Source organism: Actinoplanes sp. NPDC026670 (assembly GCF_040638175.1).
Classification (GTDB): domain Bacteria; phylum Actinomycetota; class Actinomycetes; order Mycobacteriales; family Micromonosporaceae; genus Actinoplanes.
On record NZ_JBEZXU010000024.1, the window covers coordinates 1 to 12,129 of the forward strand.

Here is a 12,129-nt window from a genome sequence, read left to right on the forward strand (position 1 = left end):
CGGCCAGATCTTGCATGAGTCACTCGTAGATCACCGGTGCCGAACCCTACCGATACCAACCCCTCCCGGAACCGGCCCACCTATAGAAGCGTCGCCGTGAAGGTGGAGAACCGTGCAAGATCTGCCAGGAGGCAAGGCTGATCAGACCGGCGCACGGCCGGGCCGACGCACGGCCGGGCGGGCACACGGCCGGGCAGGCACACCGCCAGGCAGGCACACCGCCAGGCAGGCACACGGCCAGGCAGGCACACGGCCAGGCAGGCACACGGCCGGGGCGTGGGAGAGGCCGTCAGCTCGCGGTCAGAGCGGACCGGCGGCCGCCGACGACCTCGGCGGCGGCGAGCAGGCCCAGCGACAGCGCGGTCAGTACCCGTACGCCCGTGGTGTGTGGCAGGAACGCGGCCGGGAGGAACGGCAGGACCGCGAGCAGCGGCACCGCGACGACGGCGGCGACGGTCCAGAAGCGGGCCGGGTTTCTGGGGGCGGGCGGCGGCTCGCCGTGCCAGCGACGCACCAGACGGTCACGGCCGATGATCGCCGCGATCAGCGCCATGGCGGCGAAGCCGACAATGTGGGCCGGGTATTCGATGTCCGGGTACCAGGCTTCGAGCCCGTCGAGCACGAGGTGGCTGGCCGCGCCGATGAGCGCCGACGTGACGGTGATCCACCAGCGGTGCCCGGAGGACCGCAGCGCCCCGTAGTCGCGCAGCGCGAACGTCCGGCCCGCGGGCAGGTGCACGGCGATCGCCGGGGCCGCCCGGCGCACCAGGAAACAGCCGAGCAACGTGACCGGCAGGCAGAAAATGATCAGCCCGTGCAGCTGGTGGGAGAGTGGCCAGACCGGTAGGCCGCTGCCGTCGACGAGGTACGCCACGTCGGGTGAGGCGGCGCCCAGGGCCAGGGCGACACCGTCGAACCAGCGTGGCCGCCACAGTTTGAGCGGCAGGATTCCGGCGGGATGGGTGGGAAATGTACTCGGCACCGCCCGCACGATAGCCAACCGTGCCCACCGTGCCCCTAATGTGACGATCATGAAGTTGCGTGAAGAAGAGGTCCGGGTGGGCGATATCCGGGCCGTCGTGATCCGTCCCACGGTCGAGAAGGCGTGGCCTGGCCTGCTTCTCTACACCGACATCTTCCAGTTGACCGAGTCGACGCTGCGGACCGCGCGGCGGCTGGCGGCGGACGGGTTCGTGGTGGTGGTGCCGGAGATCTACCCGCACGGCCCGCTGGCCGGGGTGGCGCTGGAGTTCGACGACGCGGGCAAGCAGCAGGGTCTGGCCGGGGCGGCGGCGACCACGACGGCGCAGTTCGACGCCGACCGCACCGCGGTGCTGGACTACCTGGCCGCCCGCCCGGACGTGTCGGACGTGTTCGTGACCGGGTTCTGCATCGGCGGGCACCTGGCGTTCCGGGCCGCTTTTGATCAGCGGGTGACGGCGACTGTCTGCTTCTATCCGACCGGGCTGCACAACGGCGCGCTGGGCGCGGACGCCGATGCGCAGAGCCTGGCGAGGGCGGCGGACATCCGGGGGCGGCTGCTGATCGTGTTCGGCAGCCAGGACCCGCACGTGCCGGCCGACGCCCGTCTGGACATCCTGCAACGGTTGTACGCGGCCGGCCTGACCGACCTGGAACTGCACGTCTACACCGGTGGCGAGCACGCGTTCATGCGGGATGTCGGCCCCCGGCACGATCCGGCGCTGACCGATCGGGCCCTGATCGAGGCGGTCGCCTTCTTCCGCGAAACCTAGCGTTCATATTCTTCGATGTCTTAGCATTCTGAGAAAGTTTCGCGTCTTCTGGCGTACCCGAAGGGACCCCCATGCGCCGGCGCTTTTCTCTCTCCCTCGCCGCCCTTCTACTGATCCCCGCAGCGCTCGCCGCGGTCGGCCCCCAGCCGGCCGCGGCGGCGTACGCGACGAACGACTACTGCCTCGGTGAGTGCTCCGACATCCTGCCGCCCGGCCAGAACGGCGACGCCGATCTCGCCGCGATCCTGGCGCACCAGGTGTTCGGCACGATGCCCGCCAACTCCGACAACCAGCTGGCCCCCTACGCCAATCTGACCTACAGCTACACCGGCCTGACCCCGGGCCAGATCAACACCTTCTTCAACGACGCGTCGTACGGGGTCGCCGCCGCGAACGTGGCGAGCACGATCACCCCGCGCTCGGACGTCAAGATCGTCCGCGACCGGGCGCTCGGCATCCCGCACGTGACCGGCACGACCCGCGCCGGGACGATGTTCGGCGCCGGTTATGCGGGCGCGCAGGACCGGCTGTTCCTGATGGACCTGATGCGCCATGTCGCCCGGGGCAGCCTGACCGGGTTCGCCGGCGGCGCCGAGGGCAACCGCGACCTGGAGCAGAGCGTCTGGCGCAACTCCCCCTACACCGAGGCGGACCTGCAAAACCAGATCAACACCTTGCGGGCTTCGGGTACGCGCGGCGCGCAGCTCTACGACGACGTGCAGCAGTACCTTGCCGGAATCAACATGTACATCGACGACTGTATGGCTGCACGTGACTGCCCGGGTGAATACGTATTGACGGGTCATCTTGACTCGGTGACGAACGTGGGTGGACCGGTCGACTTCGTGGCGACCGACCTGATCGCGATCGCCGGTGTGATCGGTGGCCTGTTCGGCGGCGGTGGTGGCAACGAGATGCAGTCGGCGCTCGTGCGGATCGCGGCCCGCGCCAAGTACGGCACCACCATCGGTGACCAGGTGTGGCAGCAGTTCCGGTCCCAGAACGACCCGGAAGCCGTGGTCACGCTGCACGCGGGGCAGTCCTTCCCGTACAGCTCAGGGGATCCGAATGCCACCGGGGTGGCCATGCCGGACGCCGGAACGGCGACCCCCGAACCGCTGGTCTATGACAAGACCGGCTCGGCGGCCACCGGCGTGACCGGGACCAGCGCCATCGCCGACTCGCTGAGCACGCTGACCATCGACAGCGCGCATCAGGGCATGTCGAACGCCGCGATCGTCAACGCGGCCAACTCGGCCACCGGCCACCCGGTCGCCGTCTTCGGCCCGCAGACCGGATACTTCGCGCCGCAACTGCTCATGCTCCAGGAGTTGCAGGGCCCGGGGATCAGCAGCCGCGGTGTCGCGTTCAGCGGCCTCAACCTCTACACGCTGCTGGGCCGCGGCCCGGACTACGCGTGGAGCGCGACCTCGTCGGTGCAGGACATCACCGACACGTACGCGATCCGGCTCTGCAACGCCGACGGCAGCACCCCGACGACGGCGTCGACGAGCTACCTGTGGCACGGCACGTGCACCGCGATGGAGACGCTGAGCCGGGTCAACTCGTGGGCGCCGACCACCGCCGACGACACCGCGGCCGGCTCCTACCGGCTGACCGTGCTGCGCACCAACTACGGCCTGGTCACCTGGCGTGGCAAGGTGGGCGGCGTGCCCGTCGCCTTCACGGCGAAGAGGTCGACCTATGGTCACGAGGCCGATTCGGCGATCGGTTTCCAGATGTTCAACGAGCCCGATCAGATGGGTACGCCGTCCGCGTTCCAGAATTCGGCGGCGAACATCGCATTCGCGTTCAACTGGTTCTACGTGAACTCGGCCGACACCGCGATGTTCACCTCGGGCACCGAGCCGATCCGCCCGGCCACCGCCGACCCGAACCTGCCGACCTGGGGTGACGCCGCCCAGGAGTGGACCGGTTACCGGGCCGCCTCCGCGCACGTGCAGGCGGTCAACCAGGACTACTTCGTGAGCTGGAACAACAAGCAGGCGGCCGGCTACTCGGCGGCCGACGGCAACTTCAGCTTCGGTTCGGTGCACCGCGGCGACCTGCTGGACGCGCCGCTCAAGGCCGGGATCGCGGCCGGCACCAAGTACGACCGGGCGACGCTGCTCAAGGTCGTGCAGCAGGCCGGGCTCACCGACCTGCGCGGCAAGGAGGTGCTGCCCAGCCTGCTCCGGATGATCGACACCGCCACGGTCACCGACTCCACCCAGGCCGCCGCGGTCGCCAAGCTGCGCACCTGGCTGACCAACGGAGCACTGCGCAAGGAGACCGCGTCGGGCAGCAAGGTGTACGCCGACGCCGACGCCATCCGGATCTTCGACGCCTGGTGGCCGCGGGTGGTGGCCGCGCAGTTCCAGAGCGGGCTCGGCACCGGCCTCTACACGGCGCTGGTCGACACGCTCCAGATCAACGAGTCACCGTCGGGCGGGCAGACCGGCCAGGTGTCGACGCTGCCGCACTCGGCGAACGCGGCGCAGGGGCACAAGGGCAGTTCCTTCCAGTACGGCTGGTGGGGCTGGGTCGAGAAGGACCTGCGGGCGGTGCTCGGCGACAGTGTGCCGAACTGGTCGACGAAGTACTGCGGCGCCGGCACCGTCAGCGCCTGCCGCAGCGCCCTGCTGACCAGCCTGTCCGCGGCGATCGCCGAGCCGGCGGCCACCACCTACCCGGCCGACGACCACTGCGCGGCCGGCAACCAGTGGTGTGCCGACGCGATCCTCCAGTCCCCGCTCGGCGGCATCACCCACGACCTGATCTCGTGGCAGAACCGGCCCACGTACCAGCAGGTGGTGTCCTTCCCGGCCAAGCGCGGCGACAACCTCGCCAACCTGGCGGCCGGGCGGACCGTCACCGCCTCCGGCAGCCAGTCGGGCAACGCGGCGGCCAACGCGGTCGACGGCAACATGACGACCAGGTGGGCCAGCGAGTGGGCGGACGGCCAGTGGATCCGGATCGACCTGGGCTCGTCGGTCGCGGTGGGACGGGTGCGGGTGTTCTGGGAGTCGGCGTACGCGTCGGCGTACAAGATAGAGACCTCGGCCAATGGGACCACCTGGACCCAGGTCGCCTCCGTCACCGGAGGCAACGGAGGCGAGGACAACGTGGCGCTCACCGCGAGCACGGCACGTTACGTCCGGCTGACCGGGGTCACCCGCGCCACCCAGTACGGCCTGTCCACCTATGAGATAGAGGTGTACAGCCGTTGACGTCCCGCGCCTGGTCCTCCGCGTGGAGGACCAGGCGCGGCCCGGTCAGCGGCCGGTGATGCCGCGGATCCACCCGGCGAGGTTGTCGGTGCGGGCCGGGATCTCGATCTCGGTGTGCGGGCAGCTCGGGCCGTCGCTGACGACCGCCACCAGCTGCGGAGCGTGCCCGCGGGACTCACGGAAGAACGGGCCACCGGAGTCGTACGGGCACGGCGTGGTGTCCGGGTTCGGCGCCTTGCCGCGGACGCCCAGAGTCGAGTCCGCCACCGACTCCACCACCAGCTGCCCGGTCTGAAGATGCGTCACAGGTTTGGCGTTGGCACTGGTCAGCGAGCCGTAGCCGGTGAGCCGCAGCACCTCGCCGACCTTCGGGGCACGGCGGCTGACGGCCAGCGGCCGGATGTCGGTGATCGGCTCGGCCAGCCGGGCCAGGGCCACGTCGGCGGTGGCGGACTGCCGCACCTCGACGATCTCCAGGTCGTGCCCGCCAGGGCTGGTGACCAGATCGGTACGGCCGACGGTCGCGACGGTCGAGGCGGCGACCGGGCGTTCGACCCGGACGCCGTTCTCGTCGCGGAAACAGTGCCCGGCGGTGATCACCCATTCCCGGGCGATCAGGGCGCCCGAGCAGGCGCTGTTGCGGGTTCCTCCGCCGAGGACCGGGATGCCGGTCATCGTCAGCTTGACAGAGAACGAGTATCTGCCCTCTTTCACCGGTTCGCCGTTGGCGATCGCGTTGGCCGGCGAGGCCGCGGCGAGCGTGATGCCCGCCGCGGCCACCGCCAGGAACATCGTTCTTCTTTGTGGCACTTGCTGTCCTCCTCGAAGCGAATGTCCTCTTTGGGATAGACGCAGGAGGATGGTAGAAGGTTGGGTCTAGACCGACGCGGAGATGCAGAACGGGTGGCCGGCCGGGTCGAGCAGGACCCGCCAGCGGTCCGGCTGCGGCTGGTGATCGGGCTTGGTGGCGCCGATCCCGAGCACCGCCGCCTCGCCGGCCTCCAGATCGTCGACGCCCAGCTCCATGTGGGCCTGCTTGGGCACGTCGGAGCTGGGCCAGGTCGGTGGCAGGTACTTCGCCACCTTCACGAACCCGATGCCGTTGCCGGGTCCGCCCAGGTAGACGAACTCGTCACTGGTGTAGCTGATCTCCATGCCGAGCAGCTTGACGTAGAAGTCGGCGAGCGCGACCGGGTCGTCGCAGTCGAGCGAGAAGCCGACATAACGGGCGAGTGCCATGGTGATGCTCCTTTTCGTTGTCACCACCACCCTGTCAGCCATGACTGACATCCTGTGGCAGTCTTTGAAAATGCGTGCGAGTCGTCTGCTGTCCGTGGTCCTGCTGCTCCAGGACCGCGGACGGCTCACCGCCCAGCAGATCGCCGGCGAACTCGGCGTCTCGGTGCGTACCGTGTACCGCGACATCGAAGCCCTCGGCGAGGCGGGCGTCCCGGTCTACGCCGAGATCGGCGCCAACGGCGGATATCAGCTGGTCGACGGCTACCGGACCCGGCTCACCGGCCTGACTCCGCAGGAGGCCGGGACGATCTTCCTGGCCGGGGTGCCGGACGCCGCCGCCGAACTCGGGCTCGGCGCCGTGCTCACCACCGCCGAGCTGAAACTGCGCGCCGCCCTCCCGGCCCGCCTGGCCCGGCAGGTCGACGAGGTCCGCGACCGTTTCCACCTCGATGCGGCCGGCTGGTTCCGGGAGACCGAGGCCCACCCGCACCTGGCCGCACTGGCCGGCGCGGTGTGGAACCGGCGGCGGGCCCGGATGCGCTACCGGCGCTGGCGGGAGCCACGCGAGGTGGACCGCGACATCGAGCCGCTCGGCATCGTCCTCAAGGCGGGCGTCTGGTACTTCGTGGCCCGGGTCGGCGAGGATCTGCGGACCTACCGGGTCGCCACGATCCTCGACCTGACCGTGCTCGACGAGACCTTCGAACGTCCCGACGGCTTCGACCTGGCCGCGACCTGGTCGTCCTGGGCCGCCGACTTCGAACGGCGGCTGCACCGGGCCGAGGCGACGGTGCGCCTCTCCCCCGCCGGGCTCACCCGGATCCCGTACCTGATGACCCGGGCGATGGCCCGCAACGTCCGCGACGCGGTCGGCGCCCCGGACCCGGACGGCTGGACCACGGTGACCCTGCCGATCGAGTCGGTGAAACACGCCCACGCCGACTTCCTGCGCCTGGGCGAGGACATCGAGGTGCTGTCCCCACCCGAGCTACGCGACCTGATGCGGGCCAGCATCACCGCGATGGCCCGCTTCTACCCTCAGGCGGCCTTGGCCGGCGCCGGGGGCGTCAGCTCCATCAACGGCTCGACGGCGGGCCGGGCCAGGTAGTAGCCCTGCGCGTGGCAGATCTGGTTCTCGGTCAGGGCGGCCAGCTCGCCGGGGGTCTCCACGCCCTCGGCGATCACCACCATGCCCAGCGAGACGGCGAAGTTGGCCATCGCGCCGATCAGCGCGAACCGGGCCGGGTCCACGTCGTTGTCGGCGATGATGCTGCGGTCCAGCTTGATGATGTCCGGGCGCAACCGCAGGATGTGCTGCATCGAGGCGTAACCGGCGCCCGCGTCGTCGACGGCCAGACGTGCCCCGAGCGAACGGATCCGGTCCAGGACGTCGGCGACCACACCGTAGTCGTCGATGGCGGTGTGCTCGGTCACCTCGACCACCACCCGGCGGGCCTGGTCACCGAGACCCGACAGCAGGTCGAGCAGCCGCGGGTCGGTGAGCGTCTGCGCGGACAGGTTGATCGACAGGTAGCCGTGCGCCGGCAGCTCCGGCAGGCGGCGGCAGGCCAGCTCGATGGCGTGCAGCTCCAGGTCGATGCCGAGCCCCACCTCCCAGGCCTCGGCGAACCACAGGTCGGGCGTGCGCTTCGGCTCGGCGTTGAACCGGGCGAGCGCCTCCATCCCGGCGATCCGCTGACCGTCGATGTCGACGATCGGCTGGAGCACCACGTACATCGCCTCGGGGTCGTCGAGGGCCTGCTCGATCCGGGCGCGGGAGTCGGCGTACCGCTGCTGCTTCTCGTCCTGCGCGATCTGGGCGACCTTCTCCACCGTGACGTCGGCGGTGAAACCGCGATAGCCGACGGTCCGGCCGGTCTCGTCGAACATCGGCGCGACAGTCGTGCTCAGGTGCCGCACCGACCCGTCGGTGTGCCGGGTCTCGGTGGCCAGATCCTGCCGGCCACCCGGGTCGACCTTGGGCCGGGCCGACGCCCCGTCGCTGATCAGCTCGCAGACGGTCCGGCCGATGACCTCCGGCGGCTGGTGGCCCAGCATCGCGTGCACGCCATGGCTGGAGTAGGTGATCCGCATGTCGGCGTCGGTCTGCCAGATCCAGCCGTGCGCGTTGTCGACGGTGTCCTGGAACGCCTGCACCGCCTCCCGCTCCCGGGTGGTGAGCATCCGCTCGAACCGCACCAGACGGCGGGTTACCACCACGGCGTACGGCAGACCGGCCAGCCCGACCATACCGAGCCACTCGTCGGGTTCCGGGAACTCACCGGCGCTGACCGCGTCGATCCAGTCCCACACGTACGAGACCAGGGCGATCGCCATGGTCACGGCGAGCACGACGACAGCGGACGAGACGACTCGACGAGAGTTGAGAATCTCCTCGGTCGCCACCTGGCGATGCTGTGCCTGGTCAGTCACATTCTGAACGTCGGCACTGTGGGGCCCGTGTTGAGGAACCCGTCGATGATCAGAAAAGGTCAGAGCCCGGCACAGCGCAGCAGCTTTGATTCACGGCGGACCTGGGCGACAACTGTGGGATTCCTTGATTTTCCGGATCGATCGCCCGTTCACCTGTCGACGAGAGCCAGCCACTGTCCGCTGACCACCTGTGCGCCCGGCCCGGAGAGCGTACGCTCCAGCCGCCCGCCGGTTGCCGCGGTCAGATCCCAAAGCGCGCCGCCGGGCAGCCGGATACGGCCCAGCGTCTGACCGCTCGCGTACGCCTGACCGGGTTCGACCAGCCACCGCTGCAGCTGGGCGGCGCCACCCGGCACGGTGAAGACCAGCGGCGTCAGCCGCTCGGCACCGGTGACCGCCGGCACCAGACGCGGCCCGCTGACCAGCGACCAGCGGGCCGCCCCGCGAACCACAGCCAGCTCCGGCTCGTCGATGCGCCGCAGCGGCCGGCCGAACTCGGCGGCGAGCATTTCGACCACGGCCGGCATCCGGGTGCCACCGCCGGTGAGCAGGATCGCTGCCAGTCGCGTGGCCGGCACACCGTGGCGGGCCAGCAGCTGCCGGCAGGCGAGCACCGTGCGGTGCAGGACCGGTGCGGCCAGCGCCGCCAGGCCGGGCCGGGTCAGCCGATAGGCGGGCGCGCCGGGCATCAGGAAGTCCTCGGTCGCCGCGGCGTCGCTCAGTTGATGGCGGATGCGCTGGGCGAAGTCGGTCACCGCCGCATTGAGCCGCAGGGCCGCGGCCTCGTCACCGGCCGGTGGAGTGAGCCATTGCCGGTTCGACGCGGCCACCTGCCGGCCGACCAGCACATCGATGTCGGCGGCCCCACAGTCGCCGAGCCGCACGTGCTCGACGATGTGCGACGCCGGCCAGCCCAGACGGACCAGCGTCGCGTCAAAGGAGCCGCCGCCCAACCCGTACATCAGTGCCAAGTCGCCCTCGGGCAGGCCGGCGCCGGCAGCCAGCACGTGCGCCGCCGCCGTCGGCTCGTCCAGCGACTCCACCGTGGTGAAGCCGGCCGCTTCGGCGGCGGCCAGCGTCCGCGCGCGGCGCGTTTCGTGGTCCCCGCCGCCGGCCGGCACCGTGAGCAGAGCCCGCGTCACCGGCGTGCCGGTGACGCGCTCGGCTTCGCGCCGCAGCGCGTTCAGCAGCGCGGCGAACAGTTCACCGGCACGAAACGGCCGGCCGCCCAAGAGGTACAGCTCGTCTGCGGCAAGTCCGCGGGTCCACCCGGCGGCCGCGGACCCGGGGTCTGCGGAACGGCGCTCCTGGGCGGCGGCGCCGGTCAGCAACTGCTCGCCATCCCGGAAGAGGGCCGACGGCCACGCCGGCGCACCGGTGAGCGGCTCGGTGAGCAGTTGCATGCGATCGGCGGTGAGCAGCAGCACCGTGGTTGCGCTGTGTCCGACGTCGATCACCAGACGCGGGCCGTCAAAGTCCGATGACATCGACGCGGCTCCCTGTCTCGAACTCCCAGTTGACCAGCAGCAGATCACTGCCGGGCACGAACGCGACCCCGGCCGCCGCCGGTGCCGGCGGCACCATGCGATGCAGTTCCAAGCCCTCGGCCGGATCGCTCAGCACCACCCCGGCCGACTGCACCCCGGCCCGCAGCTGTCCGTCAGCCGTGGCGGCCTGAGCCACGAACGCGTCGGCGGCGCTGCGCGGCCGGAAAGCCGGGTTGCGCTGCTCCCAGACCGGATCGGAGATCTTGTCCTCGACACTGCCGGTGTCCAGGTCGAAGACGGTGATGGCAGTGCGCCGGTAGCGGCCCACCGACTGACGTCCCGCACCCTCTACGGCGACACGCCATCCAGTCTCGTCGACGAGCACCCGGCGTACGTCGAATGCTTCAGCGATCTGCGCGGTCAGCGTGCCCGAGGCGACGTCCCAGACTCGAAGGCCCATCTCGTCGTCCCAGCCGATCAGGGTCACCCGCCCCTGCGGGTCGACGAAGAGCCGGCCACCGGCGCTGCCCCCGGTCGGCTCCGGAGTGAAGCCGCCCAGCGCCTCGCCGGTGCCGGCCGACCAGATCCGCACCTCGTCAGCCCGCGCCGAGCACTCGTACAGCGTGATCTGATCGGCGCCGAGCAGGTAGGTGCCGGCGGTTTCGACGCTTCGCAGCACGGTGGGCGACTCGGCCGCCAGCGTCACCGGGTCACGCCGGGCGCCGACCGCCAGAACCGGACCCACCAGTGCGCCGGGCTGCGGCAACGGGCCGTTCAGGCGGCCGGCCCGCGGCGCGGCCAGCCGGGCGACCAGCTGATCATCGGTACGGACCTGGGCGAGTACCGCGCCGGCCGGGTACCGCTCACCGGGGCGCACCTCCCAGTTCAGCAACCGGGCCCGCCCGCCGGGCACGTCCCACACCACCGGCTCGGTACGCCACGGCGCCGCCCATGCGCTGATGCGCCGCTCGGCAGTGCGCTCGGCCCAGCGGGCCGCGCCGCGCACGGCCGCGAACTCGGGGTCGGCACCGCCCCGCGATTTGTGCCCCAGGCGCTCCTCCAGCCCGGCGGCAAGACCCAGCCGGGAGTCGCCACCGGCCGGCACCACCGCGGCGAGGTCGACCGGAGCGATCGCGGACTCCCGCAGCACCTCGAACGCCGCGGCGGCCAGCGCATCGAGATCACGCCCGCCGGTGGTGGCGCGGCTCGCCAGCACCTGGCTGTGGACGCCGTCCACCCGTACACAGGAGACGGTCCAGGAGGCGCCGAGGTCGGCGACGAGCACCGGCGCACCGTCCGGAACATCGGCGCCACTCCGCGGATCGAGGGTGATCGCCACCGCGTCATCGATCAGTTCCACGTCGGTGAACCCGGCAGCCTGTCCGATCTCGATCAGCGCGTCACGGCGCGGGTCCGGGGTGGGCCACACCGCCGGGACGGTCAGCACCAGACGCCGGATCGCGGCCCGGTAGACCCGGCGGGCCTCGGCGCCGATGGCCGACAGGTACACACCGAGCGCCTCCGCGGCCGGCACGTCACGGCCGTCGATCACGAGCGGGGCATCATTCTCGAGCGTACGCCGGGGACCGTCCAGGAGGCGGCGTGGCGACGCCTTCCGTAGTTGCTCGGCCGCCGCTCCGACCAGCCAGGCACCGTTGTCGAATGCCATCGACGACGGCCACACCGGGCGTTCGCTCGCCGGATCACGCAGCAGCGCGGTCCGGTTCTGCGCCACGATCGCGGCCCGCGAGCAGGCGTTGCCGACGTCGACGACCAGGATCGGCTCGGTCACGTGTCTCCTCGTTGCCACCGGAATCCCGGCAACCTGAATCGCCGCCAGTCGCCGCCCGGAAAAATGAGTCCCGGCCAGTAGTGTCCCGGCTACGCTACGCGCAGTCCAGCCACGACAGATGCAAATACGTGGTCCTTCTGCCGGACATCCCGAGGCGGCAGCAACTTCGAGTCGACGAGGTTACCGGCACATGT

The 12,129-nt window shown here is 70.8% G+C and carries 9 protein-coding genes; 3 read left to right on the forward strand and 6 right to left on the reverse strand.

The annotated features are described in order from the left end of the window. Window positions 1–289: 289 nt before the first annotated feature. Entirely contained in the window at window positions 290–982 is a 693-nt protein-coding gene (locus AB0E94_RS23475) for a DUF4184 family protein (RefSeq protein WP_360329400.1), read from the reverse strand. A gap of 49 nt (window positions 983–1,031) precedes the next feature. On the opposite strand from AB0E94_RS23475, the gene AB0E94_RS23480 reads away from it, so the two are divergent. Both AB0E94_RS23480 and AB0E94_RS23485 read left to right on the forward strand, forming a co-directional pair. After that, complete coding sequence (locus AB0E94_RS23480; RefSeq protein ID WP_360329402.1) at window positions 1,032–1,754, forward strand: dienelactone hydrolase family protein; 723 nt, start codon at window positions 1,032–1,034, stop codon at window positions 1,752–1,754. A gap of 71 nt (window positions 1,755–1,825) precedes the next feature. Next, complete coding sequence (locus AB0E94_RS23485) at window positions 1,826–4,984, forward strand: penicillin acylase family protein (protein ID WP_360329404.1); 3,159 nt, start codon at window positions 1,826–1,828, stop codon at window positions 4,982–4,984. 45 nt (window positions 4,985–5,029) lie between these two features. Here the strand turns inward: AB0E94_RS23485 and AB0E94_RS23490 are convergent, their stop codons facing one another. Both AB0E94_RS23490 and AB0E94_RS23495 read right to left on the reverse strand, forming a co-directional pair. After that, window positions 5,030–5,776, reverse strand: a complete 747-nt coding sequence (locus tag AB0E94_RS23490; protein WP_360329406.1) for a trypsin-like serine protease — start codon at window positions 5,774–5,776, stop codon at window positions 5,030–5,032. A gap of 84 nt (window positions 5,777–5,860) precedes the next feature. Beyond that, on the reverse strand, window positions 5,861–6,265 hold the full coding sequence (locus AB0E94_RS23495; RefSeq protein ID WP_360329408.1) for a VOC family protein: 405 nt from the start codon (window positions 6,263–6,265) through the stop codon (window positions 5,861–5,863). On the opposite strand from AB0E94_RS23495, the gene AB0E94_RS23500 reads away from it, so the two are divergent. Further along, complete coding sequence (locus tag AB0E94_RS23500; RefSeq protein ID WP_360329410.1) at window positions 6,264–7,331, forward strand: WYL domain-containing protein; 1,068 nt, start codon at window positions 6,264–6,266, stop codon at window positions 7,329–7,331. The two genes, AB0E94_RS23495 and AB0E94_RS23500, sit on opposite strands and share 2 nt — an antisense overlap. Here the strand turns inward: AB0E94_RS23500 and AB0E94_RS23505 are convergent. From AB0E94_RS23505 to AB0E94_RS23515, 3 genes are all read right to left on the reverse strand, one after another. Next, the gene (locus AB0E94_RS23505) at window positions 7,262–8,656 is read right to left on the reverse strand and encodes an EAL domain-containing protein (RefSeq protein WP_360329411.1); all 1,395 of its coding nucleotides are present in this window, start codon (window positions 8,654–8,656) and stop codon (window positions 7,262–7,264) included. The two genes, AB0E94_RS23500 and AB0E94_RS23505, sit on opposite strands and share 70 nt — an antisense overlap. Window positions 8,657–8,805: 149 nt before the next feature. After that, window positions 8,806–10,143, reverse strand: a complete 1,338-nt coding sequence (locus AB0E94_RS23510; RefSeq protein WP_360329413.1) for an Hsp70 family protein — start codon at window positions 10,141–10,143, stop codon at window positions 8,806–8,808. Then, the gene (locus tag AB0E94_RS23515) at window positions 10,127–11,935 is read right to left on the reverse strand and encodes an Hsp70 family protein (RefSeq protein ID WP_360329415.1); all 1,809 of its coding nucleotides are present in this window, start codon (window positions 11,933–11,935) and stop codon (window positions 10,127–10,129) included. The genes AB0E94_RS23510 and AB0E94_RS23515 overlap by 17 nt, the downstream gene beginning before the upstream one ends. Between the last annotated feature and the right edge of the window lie 194 nt (window positions 11,936–12,129).

Bases quoted from the DNA above. Each gene is read 5' to 3' on its own strand.
- AB0E94_RS23490 (WP_360329406.1), bottom strand. From the start codon at position 5,776: ATGTTCCTGGCGGTGGCCGCGGCGGGCATCACGCTCGCCGCGGCCTCG.
- AB0E94_RS23485 (WP_360329404.1), top strand. From the start codon at position 1,826: ATGCGCCGGCGCTTTTCTCTCTCCCTCGCCGCCCTTCTACTGATCCCC.
- AB0E94_RS23510 (WP_360329413.1), bottom strand. From the start codon at position 10,143: ATGTCATCGGACTTTGACGGCCCGCGTCTGGTGATCGACGTCGGACAC.
- AB0E94_RS23500 (WP_360329410.1), top strand. From the start codon at position 6,264: ATGACTGACATCCTGTGGCAGTCTTTGAAAATGCGTGCGAGTCGTCTG.
- AB0E94_RS23480 (WP_360329402.1), top strand. From the start codon at position 1,032: ATGAAGTTGCGTGAAGAAGAGGTCCGGGTGGGCGATATCCGGGCCGTC.
- AB0E94_RS23495 (WP_360329408.1), bottom strand. From the start codon at position 6,265: ATGGCTGACAGGGTGGTGGTGACAACGAAAAGGAGCATCACCATGGCA.